The organism is Streptomyces sp. NPDC046870, assembly GCF_040704595.1.
Taxonomy (GTDB): Bacteria; Actinomycetota; Actinomycetes; order Streptomycetales; family Streptomycetaceae; genus Streptomyces; species Streptomyces argyrophylli.
In genome coordinates this window covers 179,777-200,956 of the sequence record NZ_JBEYXM010000013.1, presented here as the reverse complement: position 1 = coordinate 200,956, position 21,180 = coordinate 179,777, and the positions used below count along the sequence as shown (strand labels likewise).

The window sequence follows — 21,180 nt, the reverse complement described above, 5'->3', positions numbered from 1 at the left end:
CACACTAACGCTCCTGGTTGTAGGTGCTGTCAGGACCGAAGCCCTGGCCGTTCGTTTCACTGCCTGCGCTGCGTCCGCGCTGGACGCCCCGGCGCAGGTTGCTCAGCCTGCCCCGGACGTCCTCCGGGGCGCGGGAGACCTGTGGGCCTCCCTGGGGGGTGGTCTCGGCGGAACCCTCGACCAGATTGGCCTTGGGCACCCGCCGCGGCAGGCCCGAGGCGGTGACCCCGCCTGCCTTGGGCTTCCGGAGCTGTGCGGCCTGCTGCCACCGCTCGTCGTTCGCCGAACGCCAGTCGCTCTGGCCGCCCGTCCCCGGAGCGTTCCCCGGTGCGGGAGCCGGCGCTTCCTGCTGCACGCGGGCCGTGCCGTTGGCGGAGCCGGTGCCGTGGGAGCCGCCGCTCGCGGCACCACCGCGGCGGGGCAGCCCGGCGTCGGTCAGCGCCTGTGCGGCGGGAGAGGCCGTTCCCGGACGGTCGAAGCCTACGCGGTTCCGCTCACTCGCGTCAGCGGCCTGCGAGGATTCCGTTTCCGGAGCGTACTGGGCCGGATAGCCGTTCTGGTAGCCGTCCTGCTGGGGCCAGTCGTCCTGGTAGGACGGCGTCTGGGCAGGCTCCGCATAGGCTGCCGCGGACTCCGGGTAGCCGCCGCCCGCGGAGAAGCCGTCGTGCTGCGGCACCTCGCCGTTCGGCGCGTAGTACTGCTCGTCGTAGGGCTGCTCGTACTGCTGCCCGTACGACGCGTGCTGCGGCTGCTCCCCGTACGACTGCTGAGACTGCTCCTCGTACGCCGGAGCCTCGTACGACTGCTGCTGTTCCTGGTACGCCTGCTGCTGCCCGGTGAAGGGGTCCGTGTACCCGGCGGAGGTCTCGGCGGCCTCCTGCTGCGGCTCGGCGGGCTGCTGGCCGTGGTTCTGGGCCTCCAGGGCGGCGCGGCGCTCCTCGCGCATCAGCGAGCGGCCCACGGGGTCCAGATCGCGGATGTCGTCGGGGACCTGCGGGTACTGGCTGTCGTCGAAGCCCAGCTCGGCGGCGGTGCGCATCGGCTGCTGCTGGGCGAAGCTCTCACCCTGGAACTGCTGCTCCGGGATGATCTGCGAGACGGTGAACTCCTCGCGGTCCAGCGGGGCCTCGCCGCCACCGCCGTGCGTGATCGCGTCCGGCAGCATGACCAGGGACGTCGTGCCGGCCTGCTCGCCCGAGGGGCGCAGCTGGACCCGGATGCCGTGCCGGTCGGACAGCCGGCCGACCACGAACAGGCCCATGCGCTGCGAGATCGCGGCGTCCACGGTCGGCGGGTTGGCCAGCTTGTGGTTGATGTCCGCGAAGTCCTCGGCGGTCAGACCGATGCCCTTGTCGTGGATCTCGATCATCACGCGGCCGTCGGGGAGACGGGTCGCGGTGACGCGGACCTTGGTCTGCGGGGAGGAGAACGTGGTGGCGTTCTCCAGCAGCTCGGCCAGCAGGTGCACGAGGTCGGTGACCGCGCGGCCGTGGATCTCGGCCTCCGGCACGCCCGACAGCTCGATGCGCTCGTACTGCTCCACCTCGGAGGAGGCGGCGCGCAGCACGTCGATGAGCGGCACGGGCTGGTCCCAGCGGCGGCCGGGCTCCTCGCCCGCGAGGACCAGGAGGTTCTCGCCGTTGCGGCGCATACGGGTGGCCAGGTGGTCCAGCTTGAAGAGGTTCTCCAGCTGGTCCGGGTCGGCCTCGTTGTTCTCCAGGTCGGTGATGAGGGTCAGCTGGCCCTCGATCAGCGACTGGTTGCGGCGCGAGAGGTTGGTGAAGATCGCGTTGATGTTGCCCCGCAGCAGGGCCTGCTCGGAGGCCAGCCGGACCGCCTCGCGGTGGACCTGGTCGAAGGCGCGGGCGACCTCGCCGATCTCGTCCTTGGTGGTGATCGGGATCGGCGCGACCCGGGTGTCGACCCGGCCGGGGTCGGTGCGGGAGAGCTGGTCGACCAGCATCGGCAGCCGCTGCTCGGCGATGCCGAAGGCGGCGTTGCGGAGCTGGCGCATCGAGCGGCTCATCTGGCGCGCCACCGCACCGGCCAGGATGAAGGCCAGCAGCAGGGCGATCACGACGACGGCACCGGTGATGAACGCCGAGGTCTTGGCGTCGCCGGCGATGGCCGAGGCCTCGCTCACCGCCTTGTCGGCCATGTCCGACTCGATCTGGCGGTACGCCTTGTACTTCAGCGTGTTGACCGCCCACCAGTTGTCGGCGGTGATGCCGCCCGCGGCCAGCTGGTCACGGGTGGCGGTGCTGGTGTCCTTCATGGTGGCGACCGCGGTGACGATCCGGGTCGGGTCGGACGGCGGGGCGACGTACTGCGGGTTGCTCGCCTTGGCCTTCTGCACCAGGCCGGCGGCGTCCGTCTTGATCTTCTGTTCCGCGTCGCTCAGCTTCTGCGCGTCGGCCTCGGTGCCACCGCCGAGGTACTCCTCCCGGGCGATGCGCTCCAGGTAGGCGTACGAGGACAGGGAGACCCGCTGGGTCGCGAGGTTCGGGGCGTCCGGGCCGGGCTTGACCAGCAGGTGGGTGCCGATCGAACGCTCCAGCGACAGCGCCGCCTTGGTCAGCGAGATGGCGTAGACGGTACGGCCGTAGGAGGTGATGTTTCCGGTGCCCAGACCGAGTTCGTTGGCGAACTCCATCAGGGGGTGGCTGACCTCGACGTAGCCCTCTTCGGTCTGTACGCCGGTCACCTTGGAGGTGTAGGCGACCTGCCGCAGCTGCGCCAGCTTGGGCTCGGCCTCGCGGAACAGCTTCAGCCGGCGCTGGAGGCCCGACGTGGCGGGCATGCTCTTCGTCGCCTCGTCGAAGGCGTCGGCGGCCTGGTCCGTGGCCTTGCGGGCGTTGTCGACGACCGCCTTGCTGCCGGCGTCCTTCTTGTTCAGCAGCAGCGGTGCGGCGGTGACGTCGCGCTCGCTCTCCAGCGCGTCGGCGTAGGTGAGGGCGGCGCGCACCAGACGGGCGGTGTTCTCGGCGTCGCGGGCCTGCTGCCAGGTGTCGATCGAGCTCTTCACCTGGAAGCCGCCCATGACGAGGCCGACGGCCACGGGTATGAGCAGGATCGCGTTCAGCCGGGTCGGCACCCGCCAGTTCCGGGGGGAGAGGCGACCGCCGCTGGGCGCGGGAGTGGCCGCCGGTTCCGCAGCGGGAACGGGGGTGGGCGCCGCAGCGCGCGGCGGCGGGGTGAAGTTGCCCCGCGCCGACGGCTCGGGACCGTTCTTGCTTCGCCTCACTCGACCAACAACCTCTCGGCGGTCGGCACCTACGTCGTGCCGCAGTCTCTCAGAGCCCGGTTCGCCATCGACCACCAGTACGTACTCGGTACGTATGCAGTACGTCTTCGACCATTGGGCAGTTCAGGCATTCCAGCACGTGGACCAGTGCACTTCCAAACAGTGGGAACCCGGTGACGGAGCGGTTGTAAGCGCCAGATAAAACGGTCATAAAGAGCGAGCCCCGCCAAAAGGCGGGGCGTTCGTGCGCGCAGCGGCACCACGCGACCGCGTCGCGTGGTGATGCCGGGCGATTCCTCTGCCGAACTGTTATGAACACCGGAGCCGACCGTGTCAAAGGCCACAGTCGGCTCCGCACCCCGTACGGCAACTGCCGTACGGACCGTCGTACTTGGGTGCTACTTCAGCCGTGCCATCAGGGCGTGTTCCACCAGGGTGATCAGCGCGCTCTTGGCGTCCGCGCGGTGGCGGGCGTCCGTGGTGATGATCGGGGTGTCCGGGCCGATCTGGAGCGCCTCGCGGACCTCGTCCGGGGTGTAGGGCTGCTGGCCGTCGAAGCCGTTGAGGGCGATGACGAAGGGCAGGCCCGAGTTCTCGAAGTAGTCGACCGCGGGGAAGCAGTCGGCGAGGCGGCGGGTGTCGACGAGGACGACGGCGCCGATGGCGCCGCGGACCAGGTCGTCCCACATGAACCAGAAGCGGTCCTGGCCGGGGGTGCCGAACAGGTACAGGATCAGGTCCTGGTCCAGGGTGATGCGGCCGAAGTCCATGGCGACGGTGGTCGTCGTCTTGTCCCCGGTGTGGGTGAGGTCGTCGATGCCGGCCGAAGCGGACGTCATGACGGCCTCTGTGCGCAGCGGGTTGATCTCCGAGACGGCGCCGACGAACGTGGTCTTGCCCACGCCGAAGCCGCCCGCCACCACGATCTTCGCGGAGGTGGTGGCCCGGCCACCGTCAGAGCTTGCGAAGTCCACTGAGCACCCTTTCGAGCAGCGTCACGTCCGGAGCGCCGCCGTTGTTCTCGTCCCCACCCGGCTGGTGGATGGCGACCAGGCCGGCCTCGGCGAGGTCGGCCACCAGGATCCGGGCCACACCGAGCGGCATGGCCAGCAGCGCGGAGACCTCCGCGACCGACTTGACCTCGCGGCACAGGTGGCAGATGCGCTGGTGCTCCGGGAGCAGCCCCATGAGCGCTGCCGGGTCGGCCGTGGTGCTGATCAGCGCCTCGATGGCGAGCTGGTAGCGAGGCCTGGTCCGGCCGCCGGTCATGGCGTACGGCCTCACCAGCGGCTGGTCGCCCTCGTCCCCGTACGGCTCCGCGTACGGATCATGATGGGCGGTGGGCGGGGTCATGAATCCTCCGGGCGGGACAGCAAGTCGGTCAGTCAAGCCGTCTGAAGGGGCCGGTGGGGGGATTGTGGCGGCCGGACGGTGTTTTCGTGAGGTGGGTGGTGCCGGGGGCGGTCAGTGAAGCAGACTTCCCTGGAGTTCGGCGCGCAGGTCCGGGGTGAGGACCGCCCCTGCACGGTCGACGAGCAGTGCCATCTCGTAGCCGACGAGACCGATGTCCGCCTCGGGATGGGCCAGGACCGCGAGGGACGACCCGTCCGAGATGGACATCAGGAACAGGAACCCGCGTTCCATCTCGACGACCGTCTGTGCCACGGTGCCGCCCTCGAAGATCCGGGACGCCCCGGCCGTCAGCGAGGTCAGACCGGACGCGACGGCCGCCAGCTGGTCGGCGCGGTCCCGCGGGAAGCCTTCGGACATCGCCAGCAGAAGGCCGTCGGCGGAGACCACCACGGTGTGGGACACCCCAGGGGTGTTGTCCACGAAGTTGGTGATCAACCAGTTCAGGTTCTGTGCCGCCTGGCTCATCGGACTCAACTAACGCTCCTGCTGGTGAGTGGGGCTCGGGAAGCTGCCGGTCTGGCCGCTGCCGGCCTGACGGCCCTGAGCGATGCCCCGACGGAGATTGGTCAGCCGTCCGCGCACGTCGTCAGGCGCGCGCGAGACCTGCGGACCGCTTTGGTGCTGTTGCTGCTGTGCCGTGCCCGGGACGAGGTTCGCCCGGGGGACGCGACGCGGCAGGCCGGAGGTGGTGACCCCGCCGGCCGCGGGCTGACGGACGCGTTCGGCCTGCCGGACGAGTTCGTCGTTCGGCGAGGTACGCCAGGAACCGTTGGCGTTGGCGCCGCCGTTGTTGCCGGCGGGCGCGGGACGCTGCGCAGCGGGCGCCTGCGGCTGCCGCTGCGCGGGCGCGTTCTCCTGCTGCTGACCGTGGAACCAGTTGGTCTCCAGCGTGTCGTACAGCGGGGTACGGCCGTCACCCGGGCCGCTGGCCGGCGGCAGGGCCCATCCGTCACCCGGCGCCTGGGCGGCGCCCCGGTTGCCGGGATCCTGCTGGACCGGACGCTGCTGCGGGGCCTGCGGACGGGGGGCGCCGAAGTCGGCGCGGGCCGGCTGCGGGCGCTCGAACTGACCGGTGTGACCGGGGTTCTGGCGGCCGGGCAGAGCGTGCTGCCCGGTGGAGCCTCCGTCGTAGCCGGTGTCGTACCCCTGCGGGGACTGCTGGACCGGGAACTGACCGGTGTGCTGAGCGCCGTCGTCCTGCCGCCCGGGCGCCGGCGTGCCGAACACGTCGGAGCGGACGTACGAGCCGGTGCCCTGCTGGTCGCCGCCGTCGAAACGGCCCTGCTGCCGGCCGTCGTCGGGGAGCCCGAACTGGCCGGTGTCCTGGGGGTTCTCGGGCCGCGCGAACTGGCCGGTCTGCTGGAGGTTGTCGGGACGCGCGAACTGGCCGGTCTGCTGGAAGCTGTCGGGACGCGCGAACTGGCCCGTGTTCTGGGCGTCTTCCGGACGCCCGAACTGGCCGTTCTGCTGGGCGGAGTCCGGACGGGCGAACTGGCCCGTGTGCGAGCCGCCGTTCAGCTCGGCGCGCGGGAACTCGCCGGTCGCGGCCGGTCCCTGGGCGTCGATCCGAGGCATCTCCGCGGTCGAGCCCGGGCCCTGGCGGTCGTCCACGCGCGGCATGTGCGCGGTCTGCGCCGGGTCCTGCTGCTCGTCGTGGCCGCGCGGGGTGTCCAGCGAGGCACGCGACAGCGGGGCCTGGGCGTCGCCCCAGTCCGGCGTGCGGGACTGCGGGTCACCGCCGGGCAGTTCGGCGCGCGGGCCGCCGCGCGGCGGGAGCTGGGGCTGACGGCCCTGGTCGGGGGCGCCGCCGGACCGCTTCCGGCCGCGACCGCCGAAGAGGTCCTGCTGCGGCCCGCCCGGGTTCGCGGCCTGGAGGCCCTGCGGGGCGCCCGGCGCCTGGCCGCCGAAGCCGCCCGCACCGGCACCGGCCGGCGCCGGCCGGCCTCCCTGGGGACCGCGGGCGCCGGGGGCACCGGGACGGCCGCCCTGGCCCGTGCCGGGCAGCGCGGCCCGGGGACCCTGGGCGGAGCCGACCTGGCCACGCGGGCCCTGACCGGCACCGAGCAGACCGCCACCGCCCGGGGCGCCGCCGTTGCCGGCGGTCTGCCGCCGGGCCGCGGCCGCACCGGCGGCGGCCTGCGCGGCGGCGGGGCCACCGGTCGAGACGGGGGCACCGGGCTTGCCCGGAGCGGGCTTCTTGCCGCCCTGCGCGACGTCCACGGGCAGCATGACCAGCGCGGTCGTACCGCCGGAGTCGGACGGGCGGAGCTGGATGCGGATGCCGTGCCGCTGGGACAGCCGGCCGACCACGAACAGACCCATGCGGCGGGAGACGGAGACGTCCACGGTGGGCGGCGACGCGAGCCGCTCGTTGATCGCCGCGAGGTCCTCGGGGGAGAGGCCGATACCGGTGTCGTGGATCTCGATCAGGACGCGGCCGTCGGGCAGCGCGTGACCGGTGACCTTGACCTTGGTCTGCGGCGAGGAGAACGAGGTCGCGTTCTCCAGCAGCTCGGCGAGCAGGTGCACGAGGTCGTTGACGACCCGGCCGGCCACCTCGGTGGTGGGTACGGCGGCCAGCTCGATGCGCTCGTACTGCTCCACCTCGGACGCGGCGGCGCGCAGCACGTCGACCAGCGGGACCGGGCGGGTCCAGCGACGGCCGGGCTCCTCACCCGCGAGGACGAGGAGGTTCTCACCGTTACGGCGCATACGCGTCGCGAGGTGGTCGAGCTTGAAGAGCGAGGACAGCTGGTCCGGGTCGGCCTCGCGGGACTCCAGCTCGGAGATGAGCGAGAGCTGGCGCTGGATCAGACCCTGGGAGCGGCGCGAGAGGTTGGTGAACATCGCGTTGACGTTGCCCCGCAGCAGGGCCTGCTCGGCGGCGAGGCGGACCGCCTCGCGGTGCACGTGGTCGAAGGCCGCGGCCACCTGGCCGATCTCGTCCCGGGAGTGCACACCGACCGACTCGACCGAGGTGTCGACGTCCTGCGGGTCCGACTCCGACAGCTCCTTGACCAGCTCGGGCAGGCGGTCCTGGGCGACCCTGGTCGCGGTCTCCTGGAGCCGGCGCAGCGAGCGGATCATGGACCGGGCGACGACGAACGCGCCGACCAGCGAGACACCGAGCACGAGCAGGATCAGCGCACCGGAGATGATCGCGTCACGCTGGGTGGCGCTCTTGAGCTCGCGCGCCTTCTGCTCCATCTCCTCCAGGAGCGTGCGCTCGATCTTCTTCATCTGCTCGATCTTGGTCGAGCTGTCGTCCACCCAGTCCTTGTAGGACCGCGCCGGGAGCTGCTGGAGACCGTCCGGGGACTCGAACGAGCGCTTGGCGTAGGTGTCGGCGGACTCGATCGTCGGGTTGCCCTCGTCGATCGGCTTGAGCAGTTCCTCGGCGTTCTGGCTGGCGTAGATCTTCCGGAAGATCGCCAGCTCGGAGCCCTCGCTCTCGTACGCCGACTGGCCGTAGAGGCGGTCGTTCTCGGTGAGGTCGCCCTTGGTGCTGGTGGTCGCCGGCAGCGCGGCGGCGATCATCGCGCGCTGCACGGAGGCGTACTCCTTGGCGGTGGAGAAGGCCGCCAGGGCGCGGGTGCGCGAGATCATCTCCGGGTTGCTGGACGCCTCGGCCATGTCCTGGGAGAGGCCGATCAGCTGGGTGATGAGCCGGTGGTAGGACTCGACGGTCTGGGTCGCGTTGTCCTTGGACGCGTAGGCCGACTTGCGGATCTTGGCGAGGTCGTCCAGCTGGTTGGCGAGGCCGACCAGCGCGTCGCGGACGCCCTGGAGATTGCCGTCCTTGCTGGCCGCGTCGATCTGCTCGGAGGAGTCGAGGAAGTTCTCGCGGGCCCGGTCGGTCTTCTGCTGGTAGGCCTTGATCTGGTAGTCGTTCGCCTTCAGGCCGCCGTGCGACAGGGGACCGGCGGACTGGTCGCGCTCCTCCTGGAGCGCGTGGGCCAGCTCGGTGGCCTGCTTGGTCATCTCCGTCAGCAGCTTCATGTTGTCGAGCTGCTGGATGTCCTCGACGGACTGGTCGATGCGCAGCGCGCCGAGCGAGGTGGCCGCGACCACCGGCAGCGCGAGCAGCGACACCAGGCGGGTGGAGATGCGCCAGTTGCGCAGGGCGAGCCGCGAACCGGTGCCGGTCGGGCCCTGGGCGGGCTTCACCGGCGGCGCCGGGTCGCCCGAGGGCGTCGCGGTCGCGGAGGCCGACGAGGCCGACGCGCCCGGACGCCCGCCGCGCTCACCGCCGTCCGCGGCCTGGCCCGGGCCCGGGTTCTGGGCGTGCTGGGGCGAGGAGCTGACGGCCCTGGGGCCAGTCCCGCCGTGCGGCTCCGGCTCCGCCGAAGCGCTGCCATCCCTCTTGAAACGTCCCTGCACTAGCGTCGCAACCTCTGGACCAGGCGCCCCTCCGCGTGAACGGAGGGACACGGTGTCGGCGTTGTGGAGAGCGCCCTGAATACGCCCCCCGGTGGTCTTGAGTGACCGGCGCTGGTTCCCCCCTGTCTCGCCGCCGCTCGGCGCTGTGCGCGCCCCCTGCGCCGGTTCGTCCCGCGGCGGTCCGTGGAATTCCAGCACAGTGCAGGATCTCCAACAAGGGCAGTGAGCCGAGCTGTGACCTCCGTGACGGCCAGTGAGTGCCGGGTTACCAGCAGTGGAACCGGATCTTGGGCATAACGGACGTACCCGTGCGAGTCACCGCGCGGCGCCCTCTGTCCCAGTCGCCATGATCAGGAGCGGAATGGTGGCTTCAGTGGGTCAATGTCCGTTTCTCCAGGGCGGGTTGCGGGTCGGAATTGACCGGTTTGCCCGCGACTTCGTGAGCAAACTCACACGCGGCTCGTAGGGAGTTGGCGCCTTCGTCGGGGAATCGGATGTTTAGCCTGACGCTTTACAAGAGGGACGACTCTGCCAACCACTCGACCAGAGGGCACAGGACGACAACGGTGAAGACGACGATGATGTTCCGCAAGATCGCCAACCCGCGGCGCACGACGCTGGCGCACCTGAAGGACACCGGCGAACTCCACACGCCCGAGCTGCCGGAGCACTCCGTCGACCTGCCCGCCCAGACCGCCAACCCCAGGCGCACCGTCCTGATGGAGATCCCGGCCGGCGCGGGCGCCCCGGCCGGCGAGTGACCGACGGCTCCGCCGGGCGCGGCCGGAAGGACCACGACGGTCCCTTCCGGCCGCGTCCGTTTGCGGGCCCGGCGCACGGGCCGCGGCGGTCACGGCCACGCCCGCCCCGGTGACCCGCCTCTGACCTGCGGCGATGCCCCCGGAAGCGAACAACTTCGCATAGCTCCGATAACCTGAGGCGTCAGTACGCCGGTTCTCAGTGAGGGGCGCAAGGATCCCGTGCGCATCGCCAGGTTCTCCATCGACGGGAACGTAGCCTTCGGCGCGGTCGAGGGCGACAAGCAGGACGAACTCGTCCTCGACATCATCAAGGGCATCCCGTTCGCGGACTTCGAGCTGTCCGGGACGAAGGTGCCGCTGAGCAAGGTCAGGCTGCTCCCGCCGGTGCTCCCCAACAAGGTCGTGGCGTTCGGCCGCAACTACGCCGAGCACGCCCGCGAACTGGGCAACGACGTGCCCGAGGCACCCTTCGCCTTCTTCAAGCCGTCCACCTCCGTGATCGGCCCCGGCGACGACATCCAGTACCCCTCGTTCTCGCGGGAACTGCACCACGAGGCCGAGCTGGCCGTCGTCATCGGCCGCCTGTGCCGCGAGGTCCCGCGCGACCGCGTCAAGGACGTGGTCTTCGGCTACACCTGCGCCAACGACGTCACCGCCCGCGACGTGCAGAAGCGGGAGAAGCAGTGGGCCCGGGCCAAGGGCTTCGACACCTCCTGCCCGCTCGGCCCCTGGGTGGAGACCGACCTCACGGTGGACGCCGCGAACGACCTCACCGTCCAGCTCACGGTCAACGGCGAACAACGCCAGCTCGGCCGCACGAGCGAGATGATCCACCCCATCGAGGACCTGATCGTCAACATCTCCGAGGCCATGACGCTGCTCCCCGGCGACGTCATCCTCACCGGCACCCCCGCGGGGGTCGGCCCCCTGAGCGTCGGCGACGAGGTCGCCGTCACCATCGAAGGCATCGGCACTCTCACCAACAAGGTTGTCAAGCGTGGCTAGCGCACCCGGCTCCGTACGCGTCCGTTTCTGCCCCTCGCCCACCGGTAACCCCCACGTGGGCCTGGTCCGCACCGCCCTGTTCAACTGGGCGTTCGCCCGGCACCACCAGGGCACCCTGGTCTTCCGCATCGAGGACACCGACGCGGCCCGCGACTCCGAGGAGTCGTACAACCAGCTGCTCGACGCGATGCGCTGGCTCGGCTTCGACTGGGACGAGGGCCCCGAGGTCGGCGGCCCGCACGCGCCGTACCGCCAGTCGCAGCGCATGGACGTCTACGCCGACGTCGCGCAGAAGCTGCTGGACGGCGGCCACGCCTACCACTGCTACTGCTCCCAGGAGGAGCTGGACAGCCGCCGCGAGGCCGCCCGCGCCGCCGGCCGGCCCTCCGGCTACGACGGCCACTGCCGCGACCTGAGTGCCGAGCAGGTCGAGGAGTACAAGGCCCAGGGCCGCACCCCGATCGTCCGCTTCCGGATGCCCGACGAGACGATCACCTTCACCGACCTGGTCCGCGGCGAGCTGACCTTCACCCCGGAGAACGTGCCCGACTACGGCATCGTCCGCGCGAACGGCGCCCCGCTGTACACGCTGGTGAACCCGGTCGACGACGCGCTGATGGAGATCACCCACGTCCTGCGCGGCGAGGACCTGCTCTCCTCCACCCCGCGCCAGATCGCGCTGTACAAGGCACTGATCGAGCTGGGCATCGCGCAGCAGATCCCGCGGTTCGGCCACCTGCCGTACGTGATGGGCGAGGGCAACAAGAAGCTCTCCAAGCGCGACCCCCAGTCGTCCCTCAACCTCTACCGCGAGCGGGGCTTCCTGCCCGAGGGCCTGCTCAACTACCTCTCCCTGCTGGGCTGGTCGCTCTCGGCCGACCAGGACATCTTCTCGGTCGAGGAGATGGTCCGGGCCTTCGACATCGCCGATGTGAACCCCAACCCGGCGCGCTTCGACCTGAAGAAGTGCGAGGCGATCAACGCCGACCACATCCGCATGCTGGACGTGAAGGAGTTCACCGAGCGCTGCCGTCCCTGGCTGAAGGCACCGTTCGCGCCCTGGGCGCCGGAGGACTTCGACGAGGCCAAGTGGCAGGCGATCGCCCCGCACGCCCAGACCCGCCTGAAGGTCCTGTCCGAGATCACCGACAACGTCGACTTCCTGTTCCTGCCGGAGCCGGTCTTCGACGAGGCCTCGTGGACCAAGGCGATGAAGGAGGGCTCCGACGCCCTGCTGCGCACCGCCCGCGAGAAGCTTCAGGCGGCGGACTGGACCTCGGCCGAGTCGCTCAAGGAGGCCGTCCTGGCCGCGGGCGAGGCGCACGGCCTCAAGCTCGGCAAGGCCCAGGCCCCGGTCCGGGTGGCCGTCACCGGCCGCACCGTCGGCCTGCCGCTCTTCGAGTCCCTTCAGATCCTGGGCAAGGAGAAGACCCTGGCCCGCGTCGACGCGGCGCTGGCCAGGCTGACGGCGTAGGCGCGCGCGTTCCGAGGGGCGGTGGCCGTACGGCTGCCGCCCCTCGGGCGTTGCTGTCAGCGGGTCGCACTAGTGTTCCGGCTCACACGGCTCGCGCAGCGAGCGGGATCGAGGAGGGCGCCGCCATGCCGATGAGTCCGCGGGACTACACCTGGCTGTTCACCCCGGGCAGCACATTCGCCTACGAGTCCGGGACCACGGGTGTCATCCACGTGGCCGACGGCGGCGAGCTGGACCTGCCCACCGGCCGGGTCGTCGCGAGCGACCCGTTCGTCTACCTCGGCAGCGGCGACGTCGAGCCCTTCACGGCCACCGTCGAACCCGGCCGCTACCGCGTCGACGCGGCCGTCGCGACCCTCACCCGGCCCGGCGAGCCCCCGTCCGGCACACCCCACCTGCGCGTCGCCGCCGCCCGCCTCGTCATCCGCGACGAGCCGGCCGTCACCTGGGAACTGGCCCTGCTCCCCGGCCAGGACCCCGCCGGACTGGGGGACGACGAGTTCTACGGGTACGGCGTCGACGCCGGCACGGGCTGCTTCTACGACGCCTCGGCCGAGGAGGCGTTCCCGGGGACCCAGGAGGAGGAAGGGCCGCTGTGGGACGCGTTCGAGACCAGCGACTGGTCGGCGGGACCGCACCTGGTCAGGTCGGCGGACGGCGGACACACCCTGGCCGCGTTCACCTCCGGCTGGGGCGACGGCTGCTACCCCACCTGGACGGGCCGCTCGGCGTCGGGTGAGGTCACCTGCTTCGTGACGGACTTCTTCGTGGCCCCGGACCCGGTCTCCGAGCAGGCCTGACGGCGCCCGGCGGGCAACGGTCCGGTTCCCCGGCGCCCCGGCCGGCGCGGCGGTACCGTCGGTCGTATGACGATCAGAGCCGTGGTCTGGGACGTGGACGACACCCTGTTCGACTACACCACCGCCGACCGGGAGGGCATGCGGGCCCACCTCGCGGTGGAGGGGCTGCTCGCCGGACACGGCAGCGCCGAGGCCGCGCTGGCCCGGTGGCGGGAGATCACCGAGCAGCAGTGGGCGCGCTACGCGGCCGGCGAGACCACCTTCCAGGACCAGCGGCGCGACCGGGTCCGGGTCTTCCTGGACAAGGACCTGACCGACGCGGAGGCCGACGACTGGTTCGGGCGGTACGTCGGGCACTACGAGGCCGCCTGGAGCGTCTTCCCGGACGTCCTGCCCGCCCTGGAGGCCCTCGCGGCCAGCCACCGGCACGCGGTGCTGTCCAACTCCAGCGTCGCCGTCCAGGAGCACAAACTGCGCAGGCTCGGCCTGCTCCACCGGTTCGAGTCCGTGCTGTGCGCCGCCGAGCTGGGCGTCTCCAAGCCCCGGCCGGGCGCCTTCCTGGCCTCCTGCGAGGCGCTGGGGCTGCCTCCGCACGAGGTGGCGTACGTCGGCGACCACCCCGAGATCGACGGGCGGGGTGCCGCCGAGGCCGGGTTGCTGTCGGTGTGGATCGACCGCGGGACGGCCCATGCGCGGGCCGCCGGGGAGGTCGTGGCGCACCGGATCTCGACCCTCGCCGAACTTCCGGCGCTCGTCCGCGCGGATACCCGTTTTGGAGCCCCGTCCACCTTCGGGTAATGTTCTTCCTGCGCCGAGGGGAGCGGGCCGGAAGGCCGGAGCCCCGCGGAGCAAGCTAGAACGAGAACCCCGTAGGGGCTTGAGTTCCAGTGGCCTATGGTGTAATTGGCAGCACGACTGATTCTGGTTCAGTTAGTCTTGGTTCGAGTCCAGGTAGGCCAGCTCGCAGAGCTTATCTGCAAAGCCCCCGTTGTGTAGCGGCCTAGCACGCTGCCCTCTCAAGGCAGTAGCGCCGGTTCGAATCCGGTCGGGGGTACTGATCTCGGCCTCGTCGGGATCGCTAGGGCCCCCGTTGTGTAGCGGCCTAGCACGCCGCCCTCTCAAGGCGGTAGCGCCGGTTCGAATCCGGTCGGGGGTACTGACTGGTCTAAACCATCATTGGTCTATGGTGTAATTGGCAGCACGACTGATTCTGGTTCAGTTAGTCTTGGTTCGAGTCCAGGTAGACCAGCTCGGACCTGCGGAAACGCAGGGTCCACGCCCCCGTTGTGTAGCGGCCTAGCACGCCGCCCTCTCAAGGCGGTAGCGCCGGTTCGAATCCGGTCGGGGGTACGCACAGGGAAGGCCCTCCACTTCGGTGGGGGGCCTTCGCCGTGCCGGGCGCTACTCGAAGCCGTACCGCCGGGCCGACTCCTCCTCCTGGGCCAGCCGGCGCAGGGCCTGCAGGATCGGTTCGGTCAGCACCGCGCCGAGGACCGCCGTCTCGGCCTTCTCCGCCTCCGACGGACGGGTCTCCACGAAGTCCAGATCGAGTCCGGCCGTCCGGTGCATCAACTCGGCGTACGAGACGAGCAGTTCGCCGTCCCAGTCGTAACCGAGCCGGCGGAACGCGGCGACCGCCACCACCAGGGAGCGGTACGCGGGGGAGATCGTCGTCAGCAGCCTCGCGTTCGACCAGCCCAGCCGGTCCAGCAGCTCGTCCGCCTCCCGTCGCGCGGCCCGGACGTACTCGTCGTCCTCGTCCGGCTCCGGCACCTGCGGCAGCGCCCACAGGGCCGCGCCCAGCCGGATCGTGCGGCCCAGGGAGTCGTCGTCGACGTTGCGCAGCACCTCCCGGACCGTGGCCACCGGGAGCCCGCCGACCTGGATCATCGCGCGGACCAGCCGCAGCCGGCGCAGGTGCGTCTCGTCGTAGTCGGCCGTCGTCGTGTTGATCTGGCGGCCCGGCGGCAACAGGCCTTCGCGCAGGTAGTACTTGATCGTCGCGGTGGCCACACCGCTGCGTCTGCTCAGTTCGGCGAGCCGCATCTCTTGCGCTCCTCTTTGGATACCGCCACTATCCAAGCATCTGCCGTTGGATAGTGGCGCTCACCGACGAGGGGGCCGTCATGGTGTCCCGTACGACCGCCGACGCGAAGGGCGACGTCGTCGTCCTGCTGATCGGCATGCGCGTCAACCGCTTCCGGGCCGTCCACCTGTGGCTGCCGGTGATGCTCGCGATGCTGCGCATGCTGCGGGAACTGGAGAAGGACCCCGCGCGCGGGCTGCTCTCCAAGGTGCTGCTGACCGCGTCACCGCGCACGTACTACGTCGTGCAGTACTGGGAGTCCAAGGACAAGCTGTACGCCTACGCGACCGCGCCGGACGCCTTCCACCACGAGGTCTGGGCACGGATCAACCGCAAGGAGCGGGCCGGGAAGCTGCGCGGGCAGGTCGGGATCTGGCACGAGGCGTACGTCGTGCCGGAGGGGTCCTACGAGGCGGTCTACGCGGACATGCCGGCGTTCGGACTGGCCGCCGCACACGGGCAGGTGCCGCTGGAGAAGCGGGGACGGTACGCGAAGGACCGGTTCGCGTACCGGTCGGGCGGTGACGCGACCCAGGGTCTTTCGTCCGCTCCCGTCGGGAGGAAGCCGCCGCGGCGTTGAGGCGGCCCCTTCCCGGCCGGAGCGGTTCCGCCGCCCTCAGCCCGAGCGGCGCAGGGCCTCCGAGAGGCGGCCCGCCGCGTCGATGACCGCCTGGGCGTGCATGCGGCCCGGGTGGCGGGTCAGGCGCTCGATGGGACCCGAGACGGAGACGGCGGCCACCACCCGGTTGGAGGGCCCGCGCACGGGCGCGGAGACGGACGCGACGCCCGGCTCGCGTTCGCCGATGGACTGGGCCCAGCCGCGCCGCCGTACGCCCGACAGGGCCGTCGCCGTGAAGCGGGCGCCCTGCAGGCCCCGGTGCAGGCGCTCGGGCTCCTCCCAGGCGAGCAGGATCTGCGCCGAGGAGCCCGCCTTCATCGTGAGCGTGGAGCCGACCGGGACGGTGTCCCGCAGGCCGGACAGGCGTTCCGCAGCGGCCACACAGATCCGCATGTCGCCCTGGCGGCGGTAGAGCTGCGCGCTCTCGCCGGTGACATCACGGAGGTGGGTGAGCACGGGGCCCGCCGTCGCGAGCAGGCGGTCCTCGCCGGCCGCCGCCGCGAGCTCCGCGAGACGCGGGCCGAGGATGAACCGGCCCTGCATGTCGCGTGCCACCATGCGGTGGTGTTCCAGGGCCACGGCCAGGCGGTGGGCCGTGGGTCGTGCCAGTCCGGTCGCGCCGACCAGACCCGCGAGGGTGGCCGGACCGGACTCCAGAGCGCTCAGGACGAGGGCCGCCTTGTCCAGAACGCCGACGCCGCTACTGTTGTCCATGCAACGATACTCGCGTCTCACTCTGTGAAACGCAAGTTCAATTTTCCGTGGAACGCGCCACCCTTGAATCACACAGCGGCCCGCAGACAAACGGGCCTGGCGGTGGACGCCCGGAATCACGACGTTCAGGGGCCCCGAGACGGGCAGGCCACCGCTCCTCAAGATCTCTAGTTGGGTCGGTGAACGCTTGCCGGCCGGAGGGAAAGCGATGGGTAGGACACTCGCGGAGAAGGTCTGGGACGACCACGTCGTCCGGCGCGCCGAGGGCGAGCCCGACCTCCTCTACATCGATCTGCACCTGCTGCACGAGGTGACCAGCCCGCAGGCCTTCGACGGGCTCCGCAAGAACGGCCGCCGGGTGCGCCGCCTCGACCTCACCATCGCGACCGAGGACCACAACACCCCGACCCTCGACATCGACAAGCCCATCGCGGACCCCGTCTCGCGGGCCCAGCTGGAGACGCTGCGCAAGAACTGCGCCGAGTTCGGGGTGCGGCTGCACCCGCTGGGCGACGTCGAGCAGGGCGTCGTCCACGTCGTCGGCCCGCAGCTGGGTCTGACCCAGCCCGGCACCACCGTGGTCTGCGGTGACTCGCACACCTCCACGCACGGCGCGTTCGGCGCGCTGGCGTTCGGCATCGGCACCTCGCAGGTCGAGCACGTGCTGGCCACGCAGACGCTGCCGCTGGCCCGCCCGAAGACCATGGCGATCACGGTCGACGGCGAGCTGCCCGAGGGCGTCACCGCCAAGGACCTGATCCTGGCCATCATCGCGAAGATCGGCACCGGCGGCGGTCAGGGCTACATCCTGGAGTACCGCGGCTCCGCCATCGAGAAGCTCTCGATGGAGGCCCGGATGACCATCTGCAACATGTCGATCGAGGCCGGCGCCCGCGCGGGCATGATCGCCCCCGACGAGACCACCTTCGCCTACCTCAAGGGCCGCCCGCACGCCCCCGAGGGCGCCGACTGGGACGCGGCGGTCGCGTACTGGGAGACGCTGCGCACCGACGAGGACGCCGTCTTCGACGCCGAGGTCGTCATCGACGCCGCCGAGCTGTCGCCGTTCGTGACCTGGGGCACCAACCCCGGCCAGGGCGCGCCGCTTTCGGCGCACGTCCCCGACCCGGCTTCGTACGAAGACGCCTCGGAGCGCCTGGCCGCCGAAAAGGCCCTGGAATACATGGGGTTGGAGGCTGGGCAGCCGCTGCGGTCCATCACCGTGGACACCGTCTTCGTAGGCTCGTGCACCAACGGCCGCATCGAGGACCTGCGCGCCGCCGCCGACCTGCTGCGGGGCCGCAAAGTCGCCGACGGCGTACGGATGCTGGTCGTGCCCGGCTCGGCGCGGGTGGGCCTCCAGGCCGTCTCCGAGGGCCTGGACGTGGTCTTCAAGGAGGCCGGCGCCGAATGGCGGCACGCGGGCTGCTCGATGTGCCTGGGCATGAACCCCGACCAGCTGGCCCCCGGCGAGCGCTCCGCCTCCACCTCCAACCGCAACTTCGAGGGCCGGCAGGGCAAGGGCGGCCGTACCCACCTGGTGTCACCGCAGGTCGCGGCCGCCACCGCCGTCCTGGGCCACCTGGCGTCCCCGGCCGACCTGACCGACGTCCCCGCTGGAGTCTGAGAATCATGGAAGCCTTCACCACCCACACCGGCCGGGCCGTCCCGCTGCGCCGCGGCAACGTCGACACCGACCAGATCATCCCCGCTCACTGGCTCAAGAAGGTCACCCGGGACGGCTTCGAGGACGGGCTGTTCGAGGCCTGGCGCAAGGACCCGGAGTTCGTCCTCAACCGCCCCGAGCGCCAGGGCGCCACCGTCCTGGTCGCCGGCCCCGACTTCGGCACCGGCTCCTCCCGCGAGCACGCCGTCTGGGCGCTGCAGAACTACGGCTTCAAGGCCGTGATCTCCTCCCGCTTCGCCGACATCTTCCGCGGCAACTCGCTGAAGAACGGCCTGCTCACCGTCGTCCTGGACCAGAAGACCGTCGACGCGCTGTGGGAGCTCACCGAAGCGGATCCCACGGCTGAGGTCACTGTGGACCTTGAGGCGCGTGAGGTGCGGGCCGCGGGCATCACCGCCCCCTTCGAGCTGGACGAGAACTCCCGCTGGCGGCTGCTCAACGGCCTGGACGACATCTCCCTCACCCTCCGCAACGAGGACGAGATCGCCGCCTACGAGGCCGGACGGCCCGCCTACAAGCCGCGGACGCTCCAGGTCTGATCCGAGGCCGGCCGGCCTCCGCGAAGGTCGGCTTTCGGCCACCTCAACACCCCGCCTGTACCCCCGATCGCCACGATTGGGGGTACAGCCATGTCTGCACCCGAACGGCCCTGCGGGTCTGCCCAGGTCCGCTCAACTTCCCACGTTACGAGGGCTGTTGTCCGGGTAGGTGAGTGCTGTGTTCGCGTCTTCCGCAAGTGCCTGGAAGGCCAATTGAGGCGGTAGTTGCACCCTGCGCAGGCGACAACTCGCCCCAGATGGCACAATCTGTGCATGGAACACGACGGCCAACTGCAGCTCTATACGGCGGTCGCGAACCAGCTCAAGGAAGCGCACGCAAGGGTGCGCGCACTGCAAGTCCCGGAGGGCGTACGGATGGCGCTGACCCGGAAGCTGCTGGTCATTACGGCCGCGGCCAAGCACGATCTCGCCGACGCGGCAAGGCGGCTCGATCGGTTCACGGCGGATCTCGACGCGGGCCGGGTCCCCGAAGAGGACCGCTGAACCGTCCGGGACAGCCGAGTCCGTTGCGGCACAAGGGTGATAAGCCCGTTTCGTGTTTGATTTGCGGTATATATCTGCCTAACGTGCGAAAAAGCTTGAACACTTTCGTTCTGGCGATGTCTCCGAAGGGGAAGACGTGAACAAGGCGCAGCTCGTAGAAGCGATTGCCGACAAGTTGGGCGGCCGCCAGCAGGCCGCTGACGCTGTCGATCATGTTCTGGACGCCATCGTCCGCGCGGTCGTCGCGGGCGAGCGGGTCTCTGTCACCGGCTTCGGGTCCTTCGAGAAGGTGGACCGCCCCGCCCGCTACGCGCGCAACCCTCAGACGGGCGAGCGGGTTCGGGTCAAGAAGACCTCCGTGCCCCGCTTCCGCGCCGGTCAGGGCTTCAAGGACCTGGTGAGCGGTTCGAAGAAGCTCCCCCGCGGGGGCGAGGTCGCGGTGAAGAAGGCGCCGAAGGGCAGCCTGTCCGGCCCGCCGCCCACCATCGCGAAGGCCGTCGGCAAGAAGGCCGCCGCGAAGAAGACGGCGGGCGCGGCGAAGAAGACCGCGGGCACCGCGGCGAAGAAGACGGCGGCGAAGAAGACCACCGCCGCCGCGAAGAAGACCACGGCGAAGAAGGCTCCCGCCAAGAAGACCACGGCGACCGCCAAGACCGCCGCGACGAAGACCGCCGCCAAGAAGACGACGGCCCAGAAGGCTCCGGCGAAGAAGGTCACCGCCAAGAAGGCCCCGGCGAAGAAGTCGACGGCCCGCAAGACCACCGCCAAGAAGACCACCGCCCGCAAGGCGACGTCGTAAGGCCGCCAGGGCATTCACGCGCCGGGCCGGACTCCCCAGGGGAGCCCGGCCCGCGGTGTGTGTAAGGACGGTCAGAGGGTCTGGAGGGTTACGAGGGTGATCCGCAGGGCGCCGCCCTCGGACTCCGTCTCGATCCGCACCCGCTGTCCCGGCCGCAGCAGCCGCAGTCCGCCCCGGTCGAACGCCGCCGCGTCGAAGGGCACCGGGGTGCCGTCGTCGAGGAGCACCTGGCCGCTGCGGGTCTCGGGGTCGTAGGTGTACGCGGTCGCTTGCATGGCGGCCAGCGTAGTGCCTGCGGCGGCCTGCCGCCGGGGCGCCGGACGCCTGTCGGGGGCGGGCACGTTGTGGCTGGTCGCGCCCACCCGGCCGAGCCGCACGTCGATACGGCCCCCGCGCCCTTTCGGGAGCGCTTCAAGGACCCGGGATCAGCAAGCCCGCCGACGCCGCCGACGTGTGGCGGCCCACGCCCAGTGCGAGTGCAGCTCGCAGGTCCGCGGCCGTGTCGACGTCCTGGCGCACCGAATCCACCCCCGTGAGCGCGAGTTCCACCGCGCCGGAGGCCCGGTGGCGGGCACGCGAATCGATGCCGAACGACGGCCGCAATTCACGGTCACCCCCCGCGGCCAGCAAAGTCGTGCCCACTGCCGCCGCGTCCGCGAGAAAAGCGCGCGGGAATTGCGAGGCCGCCGCCAGCACCCGGGACAGTTCCGCCGGACGCAGGGCCGGCAGATCGGCGTTCAGGGCCGCCACCGCGGCGCCCGGACGGGCCGCGCGCACGACGGCCGCGCCGTGCGCCAGCGCCGCGTTCAGGCCGCTGCCGGGGGTGTCCGGCACGATCCGCGCGCCCAGCGCGGCCAGCTCCCGGCCGGCCAGCTCGTCGTCCGTGACGACCGCCACATCCGACACCGCCGCACAGGCCACCGCCGCGGCCACCGTGTCCTGCGCGAACGCCAGCGCCAGGCCCGGCCGCACCCCGTCGTCGGCGGTGTCCGCGAGCCTGCTCTTGGCCAGCGCCAGGGGCTTCAGGGGGATGACCAAGGTCCACTGCACCGGCGTACCGTCCCTCTCTAGTCGCGCTCATTGTCCCCCGCGCCCTCCGGCGCCGCCGGAGGCGGGGCGTACGGTGTTCTCGACAGACCGGCGGCCCGGGGCCAC

At 71.0% G+C, this 21,180-nt stretch carries 19 protein-coding genes and 5 tRNA genes; 15 read left to right on the top strand and 9 right to left on the bottom strand.

The genetic code is table 11. The features are described 5' to 3' along the window. Positions 1–4 precede the first annotated feature (4 nt). From AB0946_RS26275 to AB0946_RS26255, 5 genes are all read right to left on the bottom strand, one after another. Positions 5–3,244, bottom strand: coding sequence for a nitrate- and nitrite sensing domain-containing protein (locus tag AB0946_RS26275; protein ID WP_366763105.1), 3,240 nt, complete (start codon positions 3,242–3,244; stop codon positions 5–7). Positions 3,245–3,642: 398 nt separating this feature from the next. Next, positions 3,643–4,218 (bottom strand): ATP/GTP-binding protein, encoded by a 576-nt coding sequence (locus tag AB0946_RS26270; RefSeq protein ID WP_014675211.1) that lies wholly within the window; start codon positions 4,216–4,218, stop codon positions 3,643–3,645. Continuing rightward, a complete protein-coding gene (locus AB0946_RS26265; protein WP_009190816.1) occupies positions 4,199–4,597 on the bottom strand; it encodes a DUF742 domain-containing protein in 399 nt (132 codons plus the stop codon). Before AB0946_RS26265 ends, AB0946_RS26270 begins: the two co-directional genes overlap by 20 nt. Positions 4,598–4,708: 111 nt before the next feature. After that, complete coding sequence (locus tag AB0946_RS26260) at positions 4,709–5,122, bottom strand: roadblock/LC7 domain-containing protein (protein ID WP_014675212.1); 414 nt, start codon at positions 5,120–5,122, stop codon at positions 4,709–4,711. Between the two features lie 9 nt (positions 5,123–5,131). Continuing rightward, positions 5,132–9,037 (bottom strand): nitrate- and nitrite sensing domain-containing protein, encoded by a 3,906-nt coding sequence (locus AB0946_RS26255; protein WP_366763104.1) that lies wholly within the window; start codon positions 9,035–9,037, stop codon positions 5,132–5,134. A gap of 566 nt (positions 9,038–9,603) precedes the next feature. On the opposite strand from AB0946_RS26255, the gene AB0946_RS26250 reads away from it, so the two are divergent. The 10 genes from AB0946_RS26250 to AB0946_RS26205 all read left to right on the top strand — a co-directional run bounded on the left by AB0946_RS26250 (position 9,604) and on the right by AB0946_RS26205 (position 14,427). Then, entirely contained in the window at positions 9,604–9,798 is a 195-nt protein-coding gene (locus AB0946_RS26250; RefSeq protein ID WP_366763103.1) for a hypothetical protein, read from the top strand. Positions 9,799–10,017: 219 nt separating this feature from the next. After that, positions 10,018–10,803: a fumarylacetoacetate hydrolase family protein gene (locus tag AB0946_RS26245; RefSeq protein WP_366763102.1), complete on the top strand. Its 786-nt coding sequence runs from the start codon at positions 10,018–10,020 to the stop codon at positions 10,801–10,803. Continuing rightward, positions 10,796–12,277, top strand: coding sequence for a glutamate--tRNA ligase (gltX, locus tag AB0946_RS26240; protein WP_366763101.1), 1,482 nt, complete (start codon positions 10,796–10,798; stop codon positions 12,275–12,277). Before AB0946_RS26245 ends, gltX begins: the two co-directional genes overlap by 8 nt. 125 nt (positions 12,278–12,402) lie before the next feature. Further along, positions 12,403–13,077: a DUF4241 domain-containing protein gene (locus AB0946_RS26235; protein WP_366763100.1), complete on the top strand. Its 675-nt coding sequence runs from the start codon at positions 12,403–12,405 to the stop codon at positions 13,075–13,077. Positions 13,078–13,143: 66 nt separating this feature from the next. Continuing rightward, positions 13,144–13,875 carry an HAD family hydrolase gene (locus tag AB0946_RS26230; protein ID WP_366763099.1) on the top strand — a complete coding sequence of 244 codons (732 nt, stop codon included), beginning with the start codon at positions 13,144–13,146 and terminating at the stop codon, positions 13,873–13,875. Positions 13,876–13,965: 90 nt separating this feature from the next. Continuing rightward, positions 13,966–14,037 (top strand) — tRNA-Gln (locus AB0946_RS26225). Positions 14,038–14,058: 21 nt separating this feature from the next. Next, positions 14,059–14,131 (top strand) — tRNA-Glu (locus tag AB0946_RS26220). Positions 14,132–14,160: 29 nt separating this feature from the next. Then, positions 14,161–14,233, top strand: a tRNA-Glu gene (locus tag AB0946_RS26215). A 21-nt stretch (positions 14,234–14,254) separates the two neighbouring features. Further along, positions 14,255–14,326, top strand: a tRNA-Gln gene (locus tag AB0946_RS26210). A gap of 28 nt (positions 14,327–14,354) precedes the next feature. After that, positions 14,355–14,427 (top strand) — tRNA-Glu (locus AB0946_RS26205). Positions 14,428–14,478: 51 nt separating this feature from the next. Here AB0946_RS26205 and AB0946_RS26200 read toward each other — a convergent pair. Continuing rightward, on the bottom strand, positions 14,479–15,123 hold the full coding sequence (locus AB0946_RS26200; RefSeq protein WP_366763098.1) for a MerR family transcriptional regulator: 645 nt from the start codon (positions 15,121–15,123) through the stop codon (positions 14,479–14,481). 80 nt (positions 15,124–15,203) lie between these two features. Here AB0946_RS26200 and AB0946_RS26195 point away from each other — a divergent pair, with 80 nt between their 5' ends. After that, positions 15,204–15,743 (top strand): DUF4188 domain-containing protein, encoded by a 540-nt coding sequence (locus AB0946_RS26195; RefSeq protein WP_366763117.1) that lies wholly within the window; start codon positions 15,204–15,206, stop codon positions 15,741–15,743. Between the two features lie 36 nt (positions 15,744–15,779). On the opposite strand, the gene ndgR is transcribed toward AB0946_RS26195, so the two are convergent. Continuing rightward, on the bottom strand, positions 15,780–16,496 hold the full coding sequence (gene ndgR / locus AB0946_RS26190) for an IclR family transcriptional regulator NdgR (RefSeq protein WP_014675221.1): 717 nt from the start codon (positions 16,494–16,496) through the stop codon (positions 15,780–15,782). A 208-nt stretch (positions 16,497–16,704) separates the two neighbouring features. Here ndgR and leuC point away from each other — a divergent pair, with 208 nt between their 5' ends. The 4 genes from leuC to AB0946_RS26170 all read left to right on the top strand — a co-directional run bounded on the left by leuC (position 16,705) and on the right by AB0946_RS26170 (position 20,025). Then, positions 16,705–18,123 (top strand): 3-isopropylmalate dehydratase large subunit, encoded by a 1,419-nt coding sequence (leuC, locus tag AB0946_RS26185; protein WP_366763097.1) that lies wholly within the window; start codon positions 16,705–16,707, stop codon positions 18,121–18,123. 5 nt (positions 18,124–18,128) lie between these two features. Then, a complete protein-coding gene (gene leuD, locus AB0946_RS26180) occupies positions 18,129–18,722 on the top strand; it encodes a 3-isopropylmalate dehydratase small subunit (protein WP_366763096.1) in 594 nt (197 codons plus the stop codon). Positions 18,723–18,995: 273 nt separating this feature from the next. Continuing rightward, the gene (locus AB0946_RS26175; protein WP_171152489.1) at positions 18,996–19,226 is read left to right on the top strand and encodes a hypothetical protein; all 231 of its coding nucleotides are present in this window, start codon (positions 18,996–18,998) and stop codon (positions 19,224–19,226) included. Between the two features lie 136 nt (positions 19,227–19,362). Next, on the top strand, positions 19,363–20,025 hold the full coding sequence (locus AB0946_RS26170) for an HU family DNA-binding protein (protein WP_366751074.1): 663 nt from the start codon (positions 19,363–19,365) through the stop codon (positions 20,023–20,025). A 71-nt stretch (positions 20,026–20,096) separates the two neighbouring features. On the opposite strand, the gene AB0946_RS26165 is transcribed toward AB0946_RS26170, so the two are convergent. Both AB0946_RS26165 and cofC read right to left on the bottom strand, forming a co-directional pair. Beyond that, the gene (locus AB0946_RS26165; RefSeq protein ID WP_014675226.1) at positions 20,097–20,300 is read right to left on the bottom strand and encodes a hypothetical protein; all 204 of its coding nucleotides are present in this window, start codon (positions 20,298–20,300) and stop codon (positions 20,097–20,099) included. 136 nt (positions 20,301–20,436) lie between these two features. Further along, the gene (gene cofC, locus AB0946_RS26160) at positions 20,437–21,075 is read right to left on the bottom strand and encodes a 2-phospho-L-lactate guanylyltransferase (protein WP_366763095.1); all 639 of its coding nucleotides are present in this window, start codon (positions 21,073–21,075) and stop codon (positions 20,437–20,439) included. Positions 21,076–21,180: the final 105 nt, after the last annotated feature.